19 protein-coding genes are annotated in these 22,497 nt (G+C 38.6%); 12 read left to right on the top strand and 7 right to left on the bottom strand.

Annotation, left to right across the window (positions count from 1 at the left end; genetic code table 11):
* The first annotated feature begins 90 nt into the window (after window positions 1-90).
* Genes mnmG through AC0QT4_RS01135 form a run of 4 tightly spaced genes read left to right on the top strand, consistent with a single transcriptional unit; the run spans window position 91 to window position 4,361 of the window.
* Window positions 91-1,959, top strand: coding sequence for a tRNA uridine-5-carboxymethylaminomethyl(34) synthesis enzyme MnmG (gene mnmG, locus AC0QT4_RS01150; RefSeq protein WP_473199878.1), 1,869 nt, complete (start codon window positions 91-93; stop codon window positions 1,957-1,959).
* Window positions 1,959-2,606, top strand: a complete 648-nt coding sequence (rsmG, locus tag AC0QT4_RS01145; RefSeq protein WP_473199877.1) for a 16S rRNA (guanine(527)-N(7))-methyltransferase RsmG — start codon at window positions 1,959-1,961, stop codon at window positions 2,604-2,606. Before mnmG ends, rsmG begins: the two co-directional genes overlap by 1 nt.
* 6 nt (window positions 2,607-2,612) lie before the next feature.
* Window positions 2,613-3,410, top strand: coding sequence for a ParA family protein (locus tag AC0QT4_RS01140; RefSeq protein ID WP_473199876.1), 798 nt, complete (start codon window positions 2,613-2,615; stop codon window positions 3,408-3,410).
* Window positions 3,411-3,455: 45 nt separating this feature from the next.
* Window positions 3,456-4,361, top strand: coding sequence for a ParB/RepB/Spo0J family partition protein (locus tag AC0QT4_RS01135; RefSeq protein ID WP_473199875.1), 906 nt, complete (start codon window positions 3,456-3,458; stop codon window positions 4,359-4,361).
* A 24-nt stretch (window positions 4,362-4,385) separates the two neighbouring features.
* Here AC0QT4_RS01135 and AC0QT4_RS01130 read toward each other — a convergent pair whose 3' ends face one another.
* From AC0QT4_RS01130 to dapF, 6 genes are all read right to left on the bottom strand, one after another.
* Window positions 4,386-4,823, bottom strand: coding sequence for a hypothetical protein (locus AC0QT4_RS01130; RefSeq protein WP_473199874.1), 438 nt, complete (start codon window positions 4,821-4,823; stop codon window positions 4,386-4,388).
* Window positions 4,824-4,882: 59 nt separating this feature from the next.
* On the bottom strand, window positions 4,883-5,638 hold the full coding sequence (gene gloB / locus AC0QT4_RS01125) for a hydroxyacylglutathione hydrolase (RefSeq protein ID WP_473199873.1): 756 nt from the start codon (window positions 5,636-5,638) through the stop codon (window positions 4,883-4,885).
* A gap of 69 nt (window positions 5,639-5,707) precedes the next feature.
* Window positions 5,708-6,397: a septation protein A gene (locus AC0QT4_RS01120; protein WP_473199872.1), complete on the bottom strand. Its 690-nt coding sequence runs from the start codon at window positions 6,395-6,397 to the stop codon at window positions 5,708-5,710.
* The gene (gene ftsY, locus AC0QT4_RS01115; RefSeq protein WP_473199871.1) at window positions 6,394-7,629 is read right to left on the bottom strand and encodes a signal recognition particle-docking protein FtsY; all 1,236 of its coding nucleotides are present in this window, start codon (window positions 7,627-7,629) and stop codon (window positions 6,394-6,396) included. Before ftsY ends, AC0QT4_RS01120 begins: the two co-directional genes overlap by 4 nt.
* A gap of 14 nt (window positions 7,630-7,643) precedes the next feature.
* Window positions 7,644-8,927: a tRNA (N(6)-L-threonylcarbamoyladenosine(37)-C(2))-methylthiotransferase MtaB gene (gene mtaB / locus AC0QT4_RS01110; protein ID WP_473199870.1), complete on the bottom strand. Its 1,284-nt coding sequence runs from the start codon at window positions 8,925-8,927 to the stop codon at window positions 7,644-7,646.
* Window positions 8,927-9,778: a diaminopimelate epimerase gene (gene dapF / locus AC0QT4_RS01105; RefSeq protein ID WP_473199869.1), complete on the bottom strand. Its 852-nt coding sequence runs from the start codon at window positions 9,776-9,778 to the stop codon at window positions 8,927-8,929. Before dapF ends, mtaB begins: the two co-directional genes overlap by 1 nt.
* 228 nt (window positions 9,779-10,006) lie before the next feature.
* On the opposite strand from dapF, the gene AC0QT4_RS01100 reads away from it, so the two are divergent.
* The 8 genes from AC0QT4_RS01100 to lpdA all read left to right on the top strand — a co-directional run bounded on the left by AC0QT4_RS01100 (window position 10,007) and on the right by lpdA (window position 21,129).
* Entirely contained in the window at window positions 10,007-10,552 is a 546-nt protein-coding gene (locus AC0QT4_RS01100; RefSeq protein WP_473199868.1) for an AprI/Inh family metalloprotease inhibitor, read from the top strand.
* 99 nt (window positions 10,553-10,651) lie between these two features.
* Window positions 10,652-11,806: a cell division protein ZapE gene (gene zapE / locus AC0QT4_RS01095; protein WP_473199867.1), complete on the top strand. Its 1,155-nt coding sequence runs from the start codon at window positions 10,652-10,654 to the stop codon at window positions 11,804-11,806.
* A 303-nt stretch (window positions 11,807-12,109) separates the two neighbouring features.
* Entirely contained in the window at window positions 12,110-13,072 is a 963-nt protein-coding gene (gene mdh, locus AC0QT4_RS01090; protein ID WP_473199866.1) for a malate dehydrogenase, read from the top strand.
* A gap of 92 nt (window positions 13,073-13,164) precedes the next feature.
* Window positions 13,165-14,361, top strand: a complete 1,197-nt coding sequence (sucC, locus tag AC0QT4_RS01085; protein ID WP_473199865.1) for an ADP-forming succinate--CoA ligase subunit beta — start codon at window positions 13,165-13,167, stop codon at window positions 14,359-14,361.
* A gap of 3 nt (window positions 14,362-14,364) precedes the next feature.
* Window positions 14,365-15,267 carry a succinate--CoA ligase subunit alpha gene (sucD, locus tag AC0QT4_RS01080; RefSeq protein WP_473199864.1) on the top strand — a complete coding sequence of 301 codons (903 nt, stop codon included), beginning with the start codon at window positions 14,365-14,367 and terminating at the stop codon, window positions 15,265-15,267.
* 155 nt (window positions 15,268-15,422) lie between these two features.
* Complete coding sequence (locus tag AC0QT4_RS01075; protein WP_473199863.1) at window positions 15,423-18,422, top strand: 2-oxoglutarate dehydrogenase E1 component; 3,000 nt, start codon at window positions 15,423-15,425, stop codon at window positions 18,420-18,422.
* Between the two features lie 32 nt (window positions 18,423-18,454).
* Complete coding sequence (gene odhB, locus AC0QT4_RS01070) at window positions 18,455-19,690, top strand: 2-oxoglutarate dehydrogenase complex dihydrolipoyllysine-residue succinyltransferase (protein WP_473199862.1); 1,236 nt, start codon at window positions 18,455-18,457, stop codon at window positions 19,688-19,690.
* A gap of 32 nt (window positions 19,691-19,722) precedes the next feature.
* Entirely contained in the window at window positions 19,723-21,129 is a 1,407-nt protein-coding gene (lpdA, locus tag AC0QT4_RS01065) for a dihydrolipoyl dehydrogenase (protein WP_473199861.1), read from the top strand.
* A 128-nt stretch (window positions 21,130-21,257) separates the two neighbouring features.
* Here lpdA and AC0QT4_RS01060 read toward each other — a convergent pair whose 3' ends face one another.
* Window positions 21,258-22,496, bottom strand: a complete 1,239-nt coding sequence (locus AC0QT4_RS01060; RefSeq protein ID WP_473199860.1) for a saccharopine dehydrogenase family protein — start codon at window positions 22,494-22,496, stop codon at window positions 21,258-21,260.
* Between the last annotated feature and the right edge of the window lies 1 nt (window position 22,497).

Raw genomic sequence — 22,497 nt, 5'->3', positions numbered from 1 at the left:
ATTATTTCAATAGACACATTTAAAAGATGATGTATTTTATATCTTGTTTCACGTGAAACTTGAAAAGTGTTATTTATGGAATGAATTCTGATGCAATTCTATGATGTTATTGTTGTTGGAGGTGGTCATGCTGGTTGTGAAGCTGCTTCAGCTTCAGCTCGTGCAGGTGCGCGGACAGCTCTTGTTACACAGAAAATATCGGCATTAGGGACAATGTCGTGTAATCCCGCTATTGGTGGACTTGGAAAAGGGCATCTGGTTCGTGAAATTGATGCTTTGGATGGTCTTATGGGAAAAGCAGCAGATGCTGCTGGAATTCAATTTAGACTTCTTAATCGACGAAAAGGACCAGCAGTAAGAGGACCTCGTACACAAGCTGATAGACAACTCTATAAAAAAGCAATTCAAAATTTTTTACAAGAACAAGATAATCTCATTCTCATTGAAGATGAAGTTGTTGATTTGATTATTAAAGATGGTTGTGCTTCAGGTGTTGTTTTAAAAAATAAAGGAACAATTTTTTCTGGTGCTGTTGTTTTAACAACAGGGACGTTTTTAAATGGTTTTATTCATATTGGTGGTAAAACGTGGACTGCTGGACGGATGGGAGATGAATCGAGTATACATCTCGCTGAACGTTTAAAAAGTTATAAAATAAATCTTGGAAGATTAAAAACAGGAACTCCTGCACGCCTTAGCAAAAAAACAATAGATTGGGATTCTCTTCAAAAACAGCAAGCTGATGAAGATCCCGTTCCCTTTTCTCTTTTAACAGAAAAAATTGAACAACCACAAATTGAATGTGCAATAACACGTACAAACGCCAAAACACATAAAATTATTAGTGAAAATATTCATCGATCTGCTTTATATTCTGGAAATATTGAAGGGTTAGGACCACGTTATTGTCCTTCTGTTGAAGATAAAATTGTTAAATTTGGAGAACGTGATGGACATCAAATTTTTTTAGAACCTGAAGGGTTAGATGATGATACTGTTTATCCAAATGGTCTTTCTACTTCTCTTCCTGAAGATGTACAAATTTCTTTTTTGAAAACTATTGAAGGTTTGCAAAATGTTAAGATCCTTCAACTTGGTTATGCTATTGAATATGATTTTGTTAATCCACAACAATTAACAAAAACATTGGAATTACGCTCCTTACCAGGTTTGTTTTTAGCAGGTCAAATTAATGGTACAACGGGATATGAAGAGGCTGCAGCACAAGGTCTTTTAGCTGGATTGAATGCCGCACGTAAGGTCGGTAAATTAGAGGAAATACTTATAAGCCGGTCTACAGCTTATATTGGTGTTATGATCGATGATTTAGTCTCACGTGGAGTTTGTGAACCCTATCGAATGTTTACATCACGTGCTGAATTTCGTTTGTCTTTACGGTCTGATAATGCTGATGTTCGATTAACACCTTTAGCACAGCAATGGGGTATTGTAAGTAAAGCCCGTTGGGAGTGTTATAAACAAAAACAACAACGTCTTGATCAAGCACGATCAATATGTCAGGAGCTTTTTCTAACCCCCAATCAAGCTTCTGCATATGGGTTGAAAGTCAATCACGATGGCGTTCGACGTTCAGCTTATGATTTTCTTGCTTATCCTAGCATAACTATAGAGCGCCTTTCACAATTTTGGCCGCAACTACAATCACTCGACTCTAAAACTGTTGAATCCTTAGAAATTGAGGCACAATATGCAGTTTATTTAGAAAAACAAGCACAGGATATAGCTTCTCTTCAGCGTGATGAACGTTTAGAAATCCCTTCTTCTCTTGATGTTCAATCAATTTCAGGTCTTTCAAATGAATTGAAGACAAAGATTCAACAAATATCACCACGTTCAATCGCTGATGCTCAAAAAATTGATGGAATGACGCCAGCAGCATTATCCCTTATTATTACATCTATTCAACGTCAACGACGCGAAAAGGCTAAATCAGCTTAATGGATATTTCTATACAGAAAAAATATCAAGAACTCTTAAATATTGTTCCTTCTGTTTCACGTGAAACGATGGAAAATTTAATACAGTTTGAAAATTTAATAACACAATGGAATACACATATTAATTTAGTCTCTCATGCGACAGTACCAGTTTTATGGACACGCCATATCTTGGATTGTGCACAAATTTATCCCTTGCACAGTGATTTATTAAATTGGTGTGATCTTGGATCAGGTGGTGGATTTCCTGCAATCGTTATTGCCATTTTTCTGAAAGAAAAAAAAGAAGGGCATATTGATCTCGTTGAGAGTAATGGGAAAAAAGTAGCTTTTTTGCGAACAGTTATTGCTCAGCTTAATCTTCCAGCAAAAGTTTATCATTGTAGAATTGAAGATGTATACAAAAAAATAGATGCACCAGAGATTATAACAGCACGGGGATTAGCTTCTCTCGATACGCTCCTACAACTTATTTTTCCTCTCTTAACAAAAAAAACAATAGCTCTTTTGCAAAAAGGTCGGGATTACTCTACAGAAATAAAAAATGCCTCTGCCAATTGGCAGTTTGATCTGCTAGAACATAAAAGTAAAATTGATGAAAATTCTGTTATTTTAGAAATTTCTCATGTTCGATCATATAGAGGGTAAAGCAAAATGAGCGAAACACGGATTATCGCTATTGCAAACCAAAAGGGTGGAGTCGGAAAAACAACCACTGCAATTAATCTTGCTACAGCTTTGGCAGCTATTGGTGAAAATGTTCTCATTATGGATATTGATCCACAAGGGAATGCAAGTACAGGATTGGGAATTGATCGTAATAGCCGTCCTTTATCTTCTTATGATGTGTTTATTTCAGGAATTTCAGTCACACAAGCAGCTTTGAAAACAGCCGTCCCAAATCTCCATATTGTACCCTCTACACTTGATCTTTTAGGTGTAGAAATGGAAATTGCTTCCTCTCAAGATCGTATACAACGATTACGTAAAGCTCTCTGTGATGATCCAAAGATGGAAAAAAAATACAGTTATATTTTAATTGATTGTCCGCCGTCTCTTAATCTTCTCACACTTAATGCTATGGGGGCTGCAGATTCGGTTTTAGTCCCTATGCAGTGTGAATTTTTAGCACTTGAAGGCTTAAGCCAATTGCTTGAAACAGTAAAGCAGGTGCGATCTGTTCTTAATCCGTCTCTAGAAATTCAGGGTATTGTTCTAACAATGTATGATGGACGTAATAATCTTTCAAATCAAGTTGTCCAAGATGTTCGCTCTTTTATGGGAGATAAAGTTTATCGCACTGTCATTCCGCGAAATGTGCGGGTATCAGAAGCACCTTCTTTTGGTAAACCAGTATTGCTTTATGATTTAACATGCGCCGGTAGTCAGGCTTACTTGCGTCTAGCTTCGGAAGTCATTCAACGCGAAAAACAAGCACATGCTGCTGCTTAAAAATATAAAAAAACAATTTTTATAAAAAACTCAAAGAGAAAAACTATGAATGATGATCAATCAAAAAAAAGACTGGGTCGTGGATTAGCGGCATTAATTGGGGATATCGGTTTAAACAATGATTTTACACGTTCATCAAATACTGACAAATTTACAGAGTCCTCCACAGTATCCCCTGTTTCTGAAAAATTTGTTTCTCTTGAATCCATTTCGTGCAATCCACATAATCCACGACGTCATTTTACCGATTCAGAACTTGATAATTTAGCGCAATCAATTCGCCAGCATGGTGTCGTTCAGCCTGTTATTGTGAGACCTTCCCGTGATAATTCTCACCGATTTGAGTTGATTGCTGGTGAAAGACGGTGGCGTGCTGCACAGCGAGCCAATTTAAGTAAATTACCAGTTATTGTTCGCGATGTAGATGATAAAACAGCTTTAGAATTGGCAATTATTGAAAATGTTCAACGTGCCGACCTTAATCCTATCGAAGAGGCAATGGGGTATGAAATTTTGCTCAATGAGCATGGATATACGCAAGCAGATTTGGCACAAGTTATTGGGAAAAGCCGGAGTCATGTTGCTAATACGCTTCGTTTATTAAAACTTCCACAAAAAGTGCAGCAATTTTTAACGGATGGACAACTTTCAGCTGGTCATGCACGCTGTCTTATTACTGTCGATAATCCACAAGATTTAGCTGAAAAAATTATTCGCGAAGGACTTTCTGTTCGTCAAACGGAAATACTTGCATATGAACAAGCAAATCCTAAAGTCAAAAAAAGAACCGCCATGGAGAAAGATACAGAAACAAAATCTTTAGAAAAATTACTTGCAGATGTTATTGGAATGAAAGTTATCATTAGGCATGGAAAAAAAGGCGGTGATCTAAAAATACATTATTCTTCATTAGAGCAATTGGATGATATTTGCCGACGTTTACAAGGTTAAATTCATTGTCTAAAAAGAGATAAGCTATTTACAACTTCCTTTTAAAATAACAAGCAATCGATATAAATGTTTTTTACCAAATTCCAAATTGCTTAAAAATATAGGAGTTTTTTCAGGAGAAGAAAAACCTTCTCTTTTAAGCTTTTCAGGGGAAGATTCAAAAGATTCATTTAAAAGTTCTGTTACTATTTCTTGAATTGCCAAATTACCAAGAGCAAAATCTCTTGCTGTGATCTTATTTTTTCTTAAAAGAGCCATTAATTTTGGTTGATTAGAAATAAGAGCGATAAATCCTTCAAGGTTACTATTATAGTTCTTATGAGATGTTTTTAGCTCTGGTGGTAAGTTTTTACAATCCTTTTCAATTTGTTCCATTTTTAAAAGGAAATCTTCTGTTAAGGTATAGTTTTCTATAACATATGGAAAATTAAACGAATTGTTTTTTTCCTTTGCTGTTGTCATTTGGATATATAGTACGAAAAGAAAAAGGAAAAACAAAAGGTATATAAACCTAAACATGGTTAGAAATTATCCTTTCTTCTTCGGATTTCAGCAAAAACCTCTTCATCTGTTTGATTTTCCATAGAAAGTTCTTTTCGCAAAGGACTACTATCCCAGCGAAGAAAAGGGTTGGTAGCTTTTTCTTGCCCTAAGGTTACTGGTAAAGTCATGGCGTTTTTTGCGCGTAGTAAGAACACTTCTTCTGTTCTTTGATGAAGTTTTTGATTGTGTGGGTCAATTGTTAATGCGAAAAGAGCATTGGCTTTGGTATATTCATGACCACAATAAAGAAGTGTTTCATCGGGAAGATAACGAAGCTTTTTTAAAGAGTTTAGCATTTGTGAAGGCGTCCCTTCAAAAAGACGTCCACAACCGAGAGAAAAAAGTGTGTCTCCAGAAAAAAGGATCCCCTCTTCAGGGAAATAATAAGATAATGCACCTAAAGTATGACCTGGTGTTGAAAGAGCTAAAAGTGGGCACGTACCAAAGAAAAAACGTTCATCAGGTTGAAGTGTTTGGTCAAGATGATTAATCTTTTCTTTTTCTGGTCCAATCACTACGGCTTTATAAATTTGTTTTAATTCTTCCAGTGCTTCTACATGGTCATAATGATGATGCGTTACAAAAATAGTTTGAAGAGTCCAGTTGCGGCGTTTTAGAGCTTTTTGAATCGCATTGCTTTCCGGTGCATCAATTGCTGCTGTGTAGCCACTTCTTTCATCATGAATGAGTACACCAAAATTATCTTCTCGACACATGAACTGTTCAACTAACACGTATTCTCTCCATGAATAGTCTATGGCGATGAAGCTACAAAACAATTTATAGTAATAAAGGTGTTGTTTTCAAGAATTAGATTTGTCCTCTTCTGTAAAAAGACCTGTTGAATGTTTGATTATAAGAGGCATTTGAATGAGCATAAAAAGAACTGTTATAGGCATAACACCAAATACTTTAAAACTGGTCCAAAAGTTATCGCTAAAATTACGCCAAACAATTTCATTGAGAAGAGCAAGAAAAATGAAAAAAAATGCCCAACGATATGTGAGTTTTTTCCACCCTAAATCATCAATTTTTAAAGTAGAATCAAGAGCATAACGCAAAAGTGGTTTTTTAAAAAGCATGCCACCAAAAAGAATAAGAGCAAATAAAATATTAATGATTGTTGGTTTCATTTTGATAAAAGTGTCATTATGAAGCCAAAGCGTTAAAAATCCAAAGACTAGAACAAAGATTCCTGAGATAAGAGGCATTATAGGAATTTTTCGTGTAAGAACCCATGATAGGCTTAGGGCAACTATGATCGCTACCATGAAAATGGCTGTTGCAGGAAAAATAGGTTTACTAAAATTTTTAAAAATTCCAATGTTGTTTATCAACCACTCACCCTTATAATTAGCAAGAAAAAAGGCAACCAATGGTCCCATCTCTAAGAAAAATTTAAGTGTGGGTGAAAGGAGATCTTGTTGATTATTCTTGATATGGTTAGAATCGGGATTATTATGCGAATGTGGCTTAAATGAAGTTTTTTTCATGCGTGTCTTCCTGCAATAGTTTCGGCGAAGTCAGAAGCAGAAAAAGGTTGAAAATCCTCTATATTCTCTCCTATACCGATAAAATAAACGGGTAATTTATATTTTGCTGCAATGGCAACAAGAATTCCTCCTCGTGCAGTGCCATCGAGCTTTGTCATGATGAGACCATTAACGCCAGCAATTTCACGGAAAATATCCACTTGGTTTAGTGCATTTTGCCCAGTGGTTGCATCAAGCGTCTGAAGGATTGTATGGGGTGCTTGGGGAGAATGTTTACCTAGAACACGAATAATTTTTGCCAATTCATCCATCAGTTCAGTTTTATTTTGCAAGCGTCCAGCTGTATCAATAATCAAAACATCACTGTTTGCTTCTTTTGCTTTTTCATAAGCATCATATGCTAGACTAGCAGCATCTGCTCCTAGTTTAGTTGAAATAACAGGAGATCTGGTGCGTTCACCCCAAATGTGTAATTGTTCAATAGCGGCAGCACGGAATGTATCACCAGCAGCCAGCATAACTTTTAACCCTCCTGCGGTGAGTTTTGCTGCAAGTTTTCCAATAGTTGTCGTTTTTCCAGTACCATTTACACCAACCAATAAAATAACATGAGGCTTATGATTAAGGTCAAGTTCTAGCGGAATTGCAACAGGTTCCAACACTTTTTTTATTTCGTCAACGACAATAGTATGAATGTCATCTGGAGTTAAATTTTTTCCATAACGATTAGAAGCCAAAATATCAGTGATCCGTGTAGCCGTTTCTATACCAAGATCAGCTTGAATAAGAATATCTTCTAATTCTTGTAATGTATCTTCATCAAGTTTTCCCTTAACAAAAAGGTCACCAATCGATCCACTTAAGCGTTGTGAAGAAAGGGCTAATCCTTTTTTTAGACGCCCAAACCACGCTGTTTTTTTCTCTTCAACAGAAGAAATCGATGAAAACTCGTCAATTTTTTTTTCACTAATTGTATCTGTGACGATTATTTTTCCAGAATATGGCGCAAAAGATGGAGCTTTTTCATCACACTTTTCAGATGTTGTCTTTTGATTTACTCCTTGTACCTCTTCTTTTTCTTTATCGATAGAAGATTGATTGTTATTTATGCTTTTATTTTTGTCGTCACTTTCTTTCGTCGTACCTGCTTCATAAGGGATACGCACTTGTTCATTTTCTTGTTCTTTAGATTTTTTAAAAGAAAATATTTTTTTTATAAAAGATTTTGTCATAAGGGCTTTCCTGCTCAAGCGGCATTCAATTTTGGAAGAACAGCAATCAATTTATCACCATCATGGTCAATGATAAGGGCCTGAACAATTGTTCCAGCTTTTGCACCTTTTATTTGTACAAGGGTATAATCTTCTGTTCGTCCAATTTCATCTTTTTCAACGAGGATTGTTTGTTGACTATTTTGTAAGTGAGAAAGATGTTTTTGATATGCTTCATCACCAGCTTTGCGTAGTCTTTCTGCACGCATTTTTACTATTTTACGGTTAATTTGCGGCATGCGCGCAGCAGGTGTTCCTTCTCTTGGAGAGAAAGGAAAAACATGAAGATGTGTTAAATTACAATCGTTAATCAAAGAGAGACTCTTTTCGAACATCTCTTCTGTTTCAGTTGGAAAACCAGCAATTAAATCAGCACCATAAACCATTGTAGGACGTTTGGCACGCAAATCTTGGCAAAATTGAATTGCATGTTCACGCAAATGCCGCCGTTTCATCCTTTTTAGTATCATATTATCGCCTGCTTGCAAAGATAAATGCAAATGTGGCATTATTCTCTTTTCATAGGCTAAAAGATTGATAAGTTCTTCATCTGCTTCAATAGAATCTATTGATGAAAGGCGTAGTCGAGGCAAGTCAGGAACATGATGCAAAATGGTTGAAGTTAATTTTCCTAGAGTAGCTTTTCCTGGAAGATCATGACCGTAGCTTGTAAGATCTACACCTGTCAGAACAACTTCTTGAATACCATTGTCTGTCAGTTTTTTTATTTGTTCAATAACAGCCCCCATGGGAACTGAACGTGATGGACCGCGTCCATAAGGAATAATGCAAAATGTACAGCGATGATCACATCCATTTTGCACCTGTACAAAAGCACGGGTGCGTTCTTCCATTGCACTTACCATATGGGGGGCAATTTTTTGTACCTCCATGATGTCATTGATACGCAACTTTTCGGAATGGTTGATACCGAAATCAGGAAGTTGACGATAAGAATGAGCATGGAGCTTGTCTTCATTCCCTAAAACAAGATCAACTTCTGTCATTGAGGCAAAATTTTGCCCTTCTGTTTGTGCGGCACATCCTGTCACAATAATGCGGGCATGAGGATTTTCACGTCTTGCTTTACGGATAGCTTGTTTTGCTTGTCGCACGGCTTCGGCAGTGACAGCACAGGTATTAAAGATTATAGCACCGTCTTTGAGTTGACCTAGTCCTGAAGAAGTACTTTCTTTGCGTATGATTTCCGATTCGTAGCTGTTTAGTCGACAACCAAAAGTTACAATTTCTACTGTCATCAAAAGTGATCCTTTTTGGAACTCCCTGTTAAAGGGTTAAAAAAACCACTAAACTCATATTTTACTGGACCGGTCATAATAACGTGATCATCTTCTCGATAAAAAATATTAAGTGTTCCCCCTGGGACATTCACATCGATCTGGCGTTTTGTCAGTCCACGTCGATAAGCCGCTACCGCACCTGCACAAGCTGCACTTCCACATGCTTGCGTTAATCCTGCTCCACGCTCCCATGTGCGTAAATTTAGGCTTTTTTTTGACGAGACAGAAGCAATGGAAATATTGCACCGTTCTGGAAAAAGAGGATCATGCTCAAGTTTTGGTCCATAGATTTCTAATGGAATATTTTGAATATTATTCTCAATAAAAAAAATAGCATGGAGATTACCCATAGATATAAGGCAAGCATCTTTTAAAGGACCAGCAGCAATCTCTACGTGATTGGTATCAAGTATTTCACGTGAAACAGGCATCTCTTTTGCATTGAAATGAGGCTTTCCCATATCAACAGAAATGAGTCCGTCAGCGTGGCGTTTACCTTCAATCATTCCAGCAGGCGTTTCCAAATGAAAAATTTCACCAAGATTGTTGTCTGTGAGCCATGCAATTACGCAACGAGTACCGTTCCCACAAGCTTTAGCCATTGAACCATCAGCATTCCATATTTCAATACGAAAGTTGGCTTCTTTTTTAGTTGATGAATGGATCGCCATAATTTGATCAAAACGAGTTTGAGGATCTTCCGATAAAGCAAGGATTGCTTGCTGTGTAAGCGAATGTTCACTTTCACGCATATCAGCAACAATGATTTGATTACCAAGACCGTTCATTTTGCTGAAAGGCGTTTTCATGAAATTTCTCTATTTTTAGTGATGGCCATCATAGATGTATGACTGAAAATCTTATAAATTTCTAGTACTTAATCATGAAACTGGTGGTAAAAAATTATTTATTCTTTAAAATAATCGATTTTCGGCCTATTTTTCTTAATTTGTTAATTTATCTTTGTAAAATGCCCTATAATGATGTTTACCTATTCCTTTGAGTGAACTTATTTAGTTGTGGGAAAGAGTATGGATATGCCATTTTCAAAAATTTCGTTTTTCATTGCAATCTCAATGGTAATGTTCTTAGCGGGATGTTCTACATCGCGATTTGACAGGAATGTTCGTGACAACACAGCAGAAATTTTTTATCCACTTCAAGAAATGCCAACAGAAGTAATGTCTGATCCTGCCTCTTCTTATTCGTTAGAGTCTGAAGCATCAGATGTTTCAATGTATGAAAAAGGCGATTCTCAGAGTGATGGAAGAATGGCTAGTCTTGAGTTGCCAAGTAATGCTGTTGATTTGTTTCCTGCAAGTATTGCTGGAGTATGGAATCTTTCTGTGGGGGGTAAAGTTTGCCGAATTGCAACGCCACAAACGAAATTTGGCCAAGGGTATCGGGCTGGTCCTTTACACTGTCCAGGAATCATTTCTCAAATAAACTCATGGGCTGTTAAAGGGAAAAGATTATATTTCTATAATAATTCGGGACGCGTTATTGTTTCCCTTTATTCTTCCAATGTTGATCGTTTTGAGGGGTATACACTTGATGATCGTCCAGTTGTTTTAAGCCGTTAGAGTGTTTTTGACCGGTTATGAAAAAGTAAGAAATATGGACACTGGTTTGTGACGAGAACTTGTATTTTTCATTGAAAACAGGTTGAAAAGGTTATTTGGATGGTTTTAGTGTCAACGCGCTATAAGGAGCTGGTATACAAAGGAGACATCTATTTTGATCCTGCTCAATTGGCTTTAACAGAACATTTTGATCATTTGTTACAAGATGTTATGGATCAAAATGTTTCCCGCCCTTGGCAGTTCTGGAACTTTTTCAAGAGGATTTTTTTTCCCCGTCTTTCAAGGCAAAAAGAGGGTTCCTTTCGAGGGTTATATCTTTATGGCGAAGTAGGACGAGGCAAAACCATGCTTATGGATTTGTTTTTTTCTTGTTTACCGCAAGGGTATAAAAAGCGTGCACATTTTAATGATTTCATGGCTGATGTGCATGAACGCATTAATTTTTACCGTCAAACATCAACGAATGTAAAAACTGGAAAAGATAGTCCTATTTTAGCTGTTGCTGAAGATCTTGCACAAGAAGCGCGCGTGCTTTGTTTTGATGAATTTAGTGTCACAGATATTGCTGATGCTATGGTGCTGGGGCGTCTTGTTTCTGCTTTGTTTGATAAAGGCGTTTTCTTCATTGCGACTTCAAATGTTGCACCCGATAATCTTTATTATAATGGTCTAAACCGAGAGCTTTTTTTGCCTTTCATTCAAGTTTTGAAAGCGCATGTTCGCATTGTCAATCTTGATACAAAAACAGATTATCGCCTTGAAAAGTCAAATCTACAGCATGTGTATATAACGCCGTTAGGGGGGGAAGCAAATGAGTGTATGGATCAAGCTTGGGCACTGGTGCTAAAAGGACACAAGGAAATCTCTGATGAACTTGCGATAAAGGGGCGTTTGATTCATATTCCACGCTCTGGCGGGGGATGTGCACGCTTTGATTATCAAGATTTATGTGCAAAACCTTTGGCAGCAGCTGAGTATTTAGCATTGGTTGAGCGTTATCACACGATTTTTGTCGATAATGTGCCTGTAATGGATGATACATGTCGCAATGAAACGAAACGTTTCATTCTACTCATCGATATTCTTTATGAGCGCCACATAAGATTATTTATATCAGCGGCGGATATCCTTGAAAATTTATATAAAGGGCGTGCTCAGACGACGGAAACATTTGAGTTTAAAAGAACACAATCACGTCTTTTTGAAATGCAAAGCCAAGATTATTTGAAACTTTGGGCAGAACGTTTTCTTTGAAGGGGAAAAGCTGAATAGAACTTTACCTTTACGTAAACTGTAAGAATAATAATTCCTTGCACTTAAAAGAACATTGATAATTCTGTTGTATTTTTTTTAAATACACTTTATCGATACTTCATGGTAATTTTCTAATAATTATTTCTATGGAGAATTGTTACTGTTGTAAAAAGAGAAATTTGGTAGGTTTTATATTTTTCTCTTTTTGTTGATATTGTTAAAATATAACTAAGGTCAAAGAAATATTCAGTGTACTGATGCTGATAAACGTGTGCTGAGTTTTTAATGTTAGGAAGAAATAAAATGACCCGAAAAAAAATAGCTCTCATTGGTTCAGGTATGATCGGGGGTACTTTAGCGCATATTATTGGATTTAAAGAGCTTGCCGACGTTGTCCTCTTTGATATTGCGGAGGGTGTTCCACAGGGTAAGGCTCTTGATATTGCTGAATCTTCACCCGTTGATGGTTTTGATATCAGTTTAAAAGGTGCAAATGCTTATGAAGCCATTGAAGGTTCTGACGTTGTTATTGTAACAGCAGGCGTTGCACGAAAACCTGGTATGAGTCGTGATGATCTTTTGGGTATTAATCTAAAAGTGATGGAACAAGTTGGTGAGGGAATTAGAAAATACGCGCCTTCAGCGTTTGTTATTTGTATTACAAACCCCCTTGATGCAATGGTATGGGCATTGCAGAAATTTTCAGGTCTTCCTGCCCATAAAGTGGTTGGTATGGCTGGTGTTCTTGATTCGGCGCGTTTTCGTCATTTCTTGTCTGAAGAATTTAAGGTCTCTGTTAAAGATGTGACTGCATTTGTTTTAGGAGGGCATGGTGATTCGATGGTGCCTCTCGTGCGTTATTCAACAGTTGGTGGTATTTCTTTGCCGGATCTTGTGAAGATGGGGTGGACAACACAGGAAAGAATTGATCAAATTATCCAGCGTACCCGTGATGGTGGTGCAGAAATCGTTAGTTTGCTAAAAACAGGTTCTGCTTTTTACGCACCAGCAGCTTCTGCTGTTTCTATGGCTGAAGCCTATTTAAAGGACACTAAACGTGTTGTTCCTGTTGCAGCCTATCTTTCAGGGGAATATAGAGTTAATGACACCTATGTTGGTGTTCCTGTTGTCCTTGGTGCAGGGGGTGTTGAACGGGTCATCGAAATTGATCTTGATAAAAACGAAAGAGATGCTTTTGAGTATTCAGTAAATGCGGTGCAAAAGCTTTGTGAGGCTTGTATCGCTCTTATGCCTCGTCTCAAATGAATTGAGCAAGGTTTTGTTGGTTAAAACAGAGTATTTTAAATATTAAGGTTTAAGGGTTAGTGAAATAATCCGTAAAAGAAAAGGACAAATGCATGAATATCCATGAATATCAGGCTAAACGTCTGCTTCATGAATATGGAGCACCAATTGCAAATGGTGTTGCTGTTTATTCTGTAGAGCAAGCTGAAAAGTGGGCAAAAAAATTACCAGGGCCACTCTATGTGGTTAAAAGCCAGATACACGCCGGTGGTCGTGGTAAAGGTAAGTTTAAAGAACTCAGTCCTGATGCAAAGGGTGGTGTTCGGCTCGCAAAGTCCGTTGAAGAAGTTGTTGCAAATGTCCAAGAAATGCTTGGTAAAACTTTGGTAACAAAACAAACTGGTCCAGAGGGTAAACAGGTTAATCGCCTTTATATCGAAGATGGCGCCGATATCGAACAGGAGCTTTATCTTTCACTTTTGGTTGATCGTACAGTTGGTCGCGTTTCTTTCGTTGTTTCAACGGAAGGTGGAATGGATATCGAAACAGTTGCTGAAGAAACACCAGAAAAAATATTAACTCTCCCCATTGATGCTATACAGGGTGTTACTTCTGATGATTGTACAAGGCTTTGTGATGCACTGAATTTGCGTGATAGTGCAAGAGAAGATGGGGAAAAGCTTTTTCCAATTCTCTATAAGGTCTTTTGTGAAAAAGATATGAGCCTTCTTGAAATCAATCCGCTTATTGTGATGAAAGATGGCCATTTGCGCGTTCTTGATGCAAAAGTTTCTTTTGACAATAACTCTTTGTTCCGTCATCCAGACATTTTGGAATTGCGCGATATCTCAGAAGAAGATCCAAAAGAAATTGAAGCCTCAAAGCATGATCTTGCTTATGTTGCTCTTGAGGGCACAATTGGTTGCATGGTCAATGGAGCGGGTCTTGCTATGGCGACAATGGATATCATTAAACTTTATGGAGCTGAACCAGCGAATTTCCTTGATGTTGGTGGTGGGGCTTCAAAAGAAAAGGTAACCGCTGCTTTTAAAATTATCACTGCTGATCCAAATGTTAAGGGCATTTTGGTCAATATTTTTGGTGGTATTATGCGTTGCGATGTTATTGCTGAAGGTGTGGTTGCTGCTGTGAGAGAAGTTGGTTTAAAGGTTCCTTTGGTTGTCCGTCTTGAAGGCACGAATGTTGAGCAGGGTAAGGCGATTATCAGTGACAGTGGTTTGAATGTTATTCCCGCTGATGATTTAGATGATGCTGCTCAAAAAATCGTTGCAGCTGTGAAGGGAGCTTAAACTATGTCGATTCTTGTGAATAAAGATACAAAAGTTCTCGTTCAAGGGCTTACAGGAAAAACAGGAACGTTTCATACAGAACAAGCGCTTGCTTATCATGGCACGCAAATGGTTGGTGGTGTTAATCCTAAAAAGGGTGGTGAAACATGGGAAGGTTCAAAAGGTGAGACACTTCCTATTTTTTCCAGTGTTGCAGAAGGAAAAGAGAAAACCGGTGCAGATGCTTCGGTTATTTATGTTCCACCAGCAGGAGCCGCGGCAGCTATTATAGAAGCGATCGACGCTGAGATTCGCTTGATTATCTGTATTACGGAAGGTATTCCTGTTATGGATATGGTTAAAGTCAAAGCTCAATTGGAGAAATCAAAATCACGTCTTATTGGTCCCAATTGTCCTGGTATTCTCACTCCCAATGAATGTAAAATTGGTATTATGCCTGGGTCTATTTTTAGAAAGGGCTCTGTTGGGGTTGTTTCGCGGTCAGGGACTTTGACTTATGAAGCTGTTTTTCAAACGAGCCATGAGGGGCTTGGTCAGACAACAGCTATTGGGATTGGTGGTGATCCTGTTAAGGGCACCGAGTTTATTGATGTCTTGGAAATGTTTTTAGCTGATGAGGAAACTCAGTCTATTGTTATGATTGGTGAAATTGGTGGTTCTGCTGAAGAAGAGGCGGCACAGTTTCTTCAAGATGAAGCGAGAAAAGGTCGTAAAAAACCAGTCGTTGGTTTTATTGCTGGTCGTACAGCCCCTCCAGGACGTACAATGGGGCATGCTGGTGCTGTTATCTCTGGTGGTAAAGGAGGAGCAGAAGATAAAATTGCTGCAATGGAATCCGCTGGGATTCGGGTTTCTCCTTCACCGTCACAGATAGGAAAAACCTTGATGTCGGTTTTAAAGGGATAAAAAACTTCATCTGAATAAAGATAAATTTTATTCAGATGAAATATTGAGTATAAAAAGGCAAAATTTTTTCGAACTTTTTGACCCTCATTTGCTTTATAAGCATTAAAGGTTGAAAGAAACTATAAGGAGACGGAATCGATGTTCCGGAGAGAGATATGGCAAGGCAGGACGAGATAAATAGTCTTTTTGCACAAACGTCATTTCTGTATGGTGGAAATGCGGATTATATAGATCAGCTTTATGCCGAATATGAAAAAGATCCCACCAGTGTAGATTCACAGTGGCGTACTTTTTTTGAAAACCTTCATGATAAAAAAGAAGATGTTCTAAGAAATGCTGAAGGTGCAACATGGCAACGGGATCATTGGCCGTTAAGGGCAAATGGTGAGTTGGTTTCTGCTCTCGATGGAGATTGGTCTGTTCTTGAAAAACATGTTGGTGATAAATTAAAAGAAAAAGCAGCAACAAGTGCTGCGCAAAAAGGAAAAGCCACTAGCGAACAAGATATTATTCGAGCAACGCGTGATTCTGTCCATGCACTTATGATGATTCGTGCTTTTCGTGCCCGTGGGCATCTTCGTGCACAGCTTGATCCCCTTCAATTGGCAGAAAAAATTGAAGACTACAAGGAGCTTTCTCCAGAAGCTTACGGTTTTACTCCTGCTGATTATGAGCGACCCATTTTTATTGATAATGTGTTAGGATTAGAATACGCAACTATTCCGCAAATGCTTGAAATCCTCAATCGTACCTATTGTTCAACGATTGGGGTGGAATATATGCATATTTCTGATCCTGCTCAAAAAGCATGGCTTCAAGAGCGTATTGAAGGACCGGATAAGCGGATTGCTTTCACACAGAAAGGCAAAAAAGCTATTCTTAATAAGCTTATTGAGGCAGAAGGGTTCGAACAGTTTTTAGATACGAAATATAAAGGAACAAAGCGTTTTGGACTTGATGGTGGTGAAGCCTTGATACCTGCTCTTGAGCAGATTATTAAATGCGGGAGCGCTTTAGGTGTGCAGGAAATTATTTTAGGAATGGCACATCGTGGTCGTTTAAATGTTCTTTCACAAGTTCTTGCAAAACCACATCGGGCTATTTTTCATGAATTCAAAGGGGGGTCTTATAAGCCTGATGATGTGGAAGGATCGGGTGATGTCAAATATCACTTAGGGACTTCTGCTGATCTTGAGTTTGATGGTAAGAATGTTCATTTATCGCTTTTGGCTAATCCGTCTCACCTTGAGATCGTTGATCCAGTCGTTATTGGCAAGGCGCGTGCTAAACAAGACCAACTCGTGGGTTCTAAGCATACTGACACACTTCCGTTGAATGAACGGGCAAAAGTCTTGCCGTTGCTTATTCATGGTGATGCTGCTTTTGCAGGGCAAGGCGTTATTCAGGAAACTTTTGGTCTTTCAGGTCTTAAAGGTTACAATGTTGCTGGATCTGTTCATGTCATTATCAATAATCAGATTGGTTTTACAACGGATCCGCGCTTTTCGCGTTCTTCACCTTATCCATCAGATGTGGCGAAAATGATCGATGCGCCAATTTTTCATGTGAATGGTGATGATCCTGAAGCGGTCGTCTTTGTTGCAAAAGTAGCGACAGAGTTTCGTCAAATTTTCCATAAGCCGGTTGTAATTGATCTGTTCTGTTATCGTCGTTATGGGCACAATGAAGGTGATGAACCTTCCTTTACACAGCCGCTCATGTATAAAGCAATTCGTAATCATAAAACAACACTTCAGCTTTATGGTAACCAGTTGGTAACAGAAGGTGTGATTACTGCAGAAGATATTGAGCAGCAAAAGAAGCAATGGCGTGATAAGCTGGAGAATGAATTTGAAGCGAGTGCTTCTTATAAACCTAATAAAGCGGATTGGCTTGATGGAAGCTGGACAGGACTCAAGGCTTCCAATAGTGCTGAGGAGCAGAGTTGTGGAAAAACAGGCGTTGAGATAGAAATTTTAAAGGAAATTGGTCAGAAACTTGTAGAGATTCCAGCAGATTTTCATGTGCATAAAACGATACAGCGTTTTTTAAGTAACCGCGCTAAGATTTTCGAAACTGGTGAAGGTGTTGATTGGGCAACAGCTGAAGCTTTAGCTTTTGGTTCACTTTGCTTAGAAGGAGCGCCGGTGCGTCTTTCCGGTGAAGATGTTGAGCGTGGAACTTTTTCACAACGCCATTCAGTTCTTTATGATCAAGAAAATGAGGCACGTTATATTCCTTTGAATCATTTGAGAAAGGATCAAGCTCTTTATGAAGTTGTCAATTCTATGCTCTCTGAAGAAGCTGTTCTTGGTTTCGAATATGGATATTCTCTTGCTAGACCACGGGGATTGACGCTTTGGGAAGCACAATTTGGTGACTTTTCTAATGGAGCACAAGTCATTTTTGATCAATTCATTTCCTCTGCTGAACGTAAATGGCTTCGTATGTCTGGTCTTGTCTGTTTGTTGCCTCATGGTTTTGAGGGACAAGGACCGGAGCATTCCTCGGCGCGTTTGGAACGTTTTCTTCAGCTTTGTGCTGAAGATAATATGCAAGTTGCTAATTGTACGACCCCTGCGAATTATTTTCATATTTTGCGTCGGCAGATTAAACGCGATTTCCGTAAACCTTTAATTTTAATGACACCAAAATCACTTTTGCGTCATAAGCGAGCTGTTTCTTTTCTCAATGAAATGGGACCAGAAATGGGTTTTCAGCGTTTGTTACTTGATGATGCAGAATGTCTCAAAAATTCTGTTATTAAATTGCAGAAAGATAATAAAATTCGCCGTATTGTTCTTTGTACGGGTAAAGTTTATTACGATCTTTATGAAGAACGTGAAAAAAGAGGCGTTGATGATGTTTATTTGCTCCGCGTTGAACAACTTTATCCTTTTCCTGCAAAGGCTTTGGTCGATGTGTTGTCGCGTTTTTTACAGGCAGAAGTTGTTTGGTGCCAAGAAGAACCAAAGAATATGGGGGCTTGGTCATTTATTGAGCCTTATTTAGAATGGGTTTTGACGCATATTAATGCGCAATATTCACGTGCGCGTTATGCGGGGCGTCCTGCAAGCGCATCACCAGCCTCTGGGTTAATGGTGAAACATCTTGAACAACTGGCTGCGTTTCTTCAAGACGCGTTAGGTTCTTAATTTATGACTACTCTGATGTATGGAAGAATATTATGACTACTGAAATCCGTGTTCCTACTTTAGGCGAATCAGTTACCGAAGCGACAGTTGGCAAATGGTTTAAAAAGCTTGGTGATGCTGTCGCTATGGATGAGCCCTTGGTTGAATTAGAAACCGATAAAGTAACAGTTGAGGTTCCTTCACCTGTTGCAGGAAAATTATCTGAGATCATAGCAAAGGAAGGCGATACGGTTGAAGTGAAAGCGCTTTTGGGAACAGTTGAAGCTGGAGCAGCTGGTGTTTCTAAGGCACAAGCTTCTTCTGAGACATCCGTGTCTACAGCTCCATCTGAATTGAAGCAGCCTTCTTCGAGCGATACAATGCCTCCTGCTCCTTCAGCAGCAAAATTAATGGCTGAAAATAATATTGCAAAAAGTGATGTTTCAGGTTCTGGAAAACGCGGGCAGATTCTTAAAGAAGATGTTCTTAATGTGTTGGTGCAAGGAATAAAGACACCACCACCTGCTGTTCCAGCACCCAGCTCTACTCCTGCCTCTGTATCTAGCTCTTCAGCGGTGCCTGTTCAAGAAATACGTGAGGAACGGGTTCGTATGACGAAATTGCGCCAAACAATTGCGCGCCGTCTTAAAGATGCACAAAACATAGCTGCAATGTTAACCACATTTAATGAGGTTGATATGTCGGCGGTGATGGATTTGCGCAAGCGTTATAAGGATCTTTTTGAAAAGAAACATGGTGTTAAACTTGGTTTTATGGGATTTTTTACCAAGGCTGTTTGTCATGCTTTAAAGGAGCTTCCTGCTGTTAATGCAGAAATTGATGGAACGGATATTATTTATAAAAACTATGTCAATGTCGGAATTGCTGTTGGAACAGATAAAGGACTTGTTGTTCCTGTGGTTCGTGATGCAGATCAGATGTCGTTAGCAGAGATTGAAAAAGAAATTGGTCGTTTGGGACGTCTCGCTCGTGATGGAAAATTAGCGGTTTCTGATATGCAAGGTGGGACTTTTACCATTACCAATGGGGGAGTCTATGGATCATTAATGTCAACACCGATTTTGAATGCTCCACAATCTGGTATTTTAGGAATGCATGCTATTAAAGAACGGGCAATGGCTGTTGAGGGACAAATTGCGATCCGTCCTATGATGTATTTAGCACTTTCTTATGATCATCGTATTGTAGATGGGCAAGAGGCTGTGACTTTCCTTGTGCGTATTAAAGAAAGTTTGGAAGATCCGGAACGCCTTGTTCTTGATTTGTAAAAGTACAATTTTCAGGATGAAAGGAAAAACGGATGTCTTATGATGTGGTTGTAATTGGAGCGGGACCAGGTGGTTATGTTGCAGCAATCAAAGCTGCGCAACTGGGGCTTAAAACAGCAATTATTGAAAAGCGGACGACACTAGGTGGCACTTGCCTTAACGTTGGTTGTATTCCTTCTAAAGCATTGTTACATGCTTCGGAAGTGTTTGCTGAAACACAACATGGCTTTGAAACGCTTGGTATTTCTATTGAAAAATCTAAGCTTAATCTTAATCAAATGATGGCGCATAAAAAGGCTGTTGTTACAGCCAATACCAGCGGCGTCTCTTTTTTGATGAAAAAGAATAAAGTTGACACTTTTTTTGGTACAGCCAAAATTTTAGACGCAGGTCAAGTTGAAGTGGTTGCTAGGGATGGTCGGCAACAAACAATTGCAACAAAAAATATTATTATTGCAACGGGGTCAGAGAGTTCTAGCATTCCGGGTGTGGATGTTAAAATTGATGAACAGGTTATTGTCTCTTCTACAGGAGCCCTTGCCCTTGAAAAAGTACCAGAACGCATGATTGTTGTTGGTGCTGGTGTTATTGGTTCAGAGCTTGGTTCAGTTTGGAGTCGCTTAGGTGCTAAAGTGACTATTATTGAATATCTTAACAAAGTTTTAGGCTCAATGGATGGTGAAGTTTCACGGCAATTTCAGAAAATAATGGAAAAACAGGGGCTGGAATATAAGACTGGCTCTAAAGTGACAGAACTTACGCAATCTGGTTCAATGGCTCAAGTGAGTTTTGAAGCAGTTAAGGGCGGTACTGCTGAAACTTTGGAGGCTGATGTTGTGCTTATTGCTACTGGACGTTCTCCATATACGGAAGGTCTTGGTTTGGTGGAAGCTGGTATCAAAGTGGATGAACGTGGCTTTATTGATATCGATGCGCATTGGCAGACGAGTATTCCAGGAATTTATGCAATTGGTGACGTTGTTAAAGGTCCTATGTTGGCGCATAAGGCTGAGGAAGAAGGCGTTGCTGTGGCAGAAATTTTGGCAGGTCAAAGGGGACATGTTAATTTTGATGTCATTCCTAGTGTTGTTTATACACAGCCGGAAATTGCTAGTGTGGGAAAAACAGAAGAAGAGCTTAAAGCGGCTGGCATTGATTATAATGTGGGTAAATTTCCTTTTATGGCCAATGGTCGTGCACGTGCGATGCAAAAAAGTGATGGGTTTGTTAAAATTCTTGCCGATAAAAAGACAGATCGGGTTTTAGGTGGACATATTCTTGGATTTGGTGCTGGTGAAATGATTCACGAAATTGCAGTTCTGATGGAATTTGGTGGTTCATCAGAAGATTTGGGGCGTTGTTGCCATGCGCATCCTACTTTATCGGAAGCAGTGCGAGAAGCGGCTTTAGCAACATTTGCTAAACCACTCCATATTTAATATTTAAGTTCTTTTTAGAGTCCCATGATCTTTAATAGCTTTTTTATCGATTTATGCGGTGTCTGTTAAAAAAACGCCCCTTTAAAAGGGGCGGTTTTTTTGTCTGTATCGCTGTATGGGGAATAAGTTTAAAACTGTAGTTGTTTCTCTTCTTGTTGTTCTCTTATCCACGTTGAAAGCCCCATATGCTCAAGATATTTGAGGAAAGGACGCGATGGTAATTCCTCTACATTAACCATGGTTTTAACATCCCATTCGCCGGTGGCAATAAGAAGGGACGCAGCTGCTGCTGGTACACCAGCTGTGTAAGAAATGCCTTGTGCACCGGTTTCATTAAAAGCTTGTTTATGATCCGCTACATTATAGATAAAAACTTCTCTTGGTTTACCATCTTTTTCGCCTTTAATGAGGTCTCCAATACACGTTTTTCCTGTGTAATTTGGTGCTAAAGAAGCAGGGTCAGGTAAGACGGCTTTCACAACTTTTAGAGGAACAACTTCTTGTCCTTCTGCCGTTTTAATAGGCTGTTCGGATAACAACCCAAGATTTTTCAAAACAGTAAAAACAGTGATATAATGTTCACTAAATCCCATCCAGAAGCGAACATTTTGAACATCGAAATTTTTGGATAATGAATGAATTTCATCATGTCCTGTCATATAGGCTTTTTGTTTCCCAACAACGGGAAGATCCCATTCATGGCTCACTTCAAACATTTTATTGGAAACCCATTTTTTATTTTGCCAAGACCATACTTGACCTGTAAATTCTCGAAAGTTGATTTCTGGATCAAAATTCGTGGCAAACCAATGCCCATGGTTTCCAGCATTAATATCAATAATGTCAATATCGGTAATTTTATCAAAATAACACTCACGTGCTAATGCTGCATAAGCATTGACAACACCTGGATCAAAACCGGCACCTAAAATAGCCGTTATACCAGCTTTTTCACATTCTTGACGTCGGGGCCATTCATAATTGCTATACCAAGGGGGCGTTTCACAAATTTTCAAAGGATCTTCGTGAATTGCAGTATCGATATAAGCGCATTTTGTTTCTATACAAGCTGAAAGAACAGACATGTTAAGAAAAGCAGATCCAACATTGATGACAATTTCGCATTTTGTTTTTTGGATGAGTTTTACAGTCTCTTCTACATTCATTGCATTGAGCATATGGCTCTTAAGAACACCTTGCTCTTTCATTGTGTTCTTTTCTTTAATGGAAGCAATGATGGCTTCACATTTTTTGAGTGTTCGTGAAGCAATATGAATTTCACCGAGAATATCATTGTTTTGAGCACATTTGTGCGCAACAACCTGTGCAACACCTCCAGCACCAATAATGAGAATATTTTTCTTCATT

It is taken from the genome of Bartonella sp. EBT8, from assembly GCF_055796165.1.
Note: the sequence above shows the minus strand (reverse complement) of the source record. Positions and strands in the feature narration are given on the sequence as shown.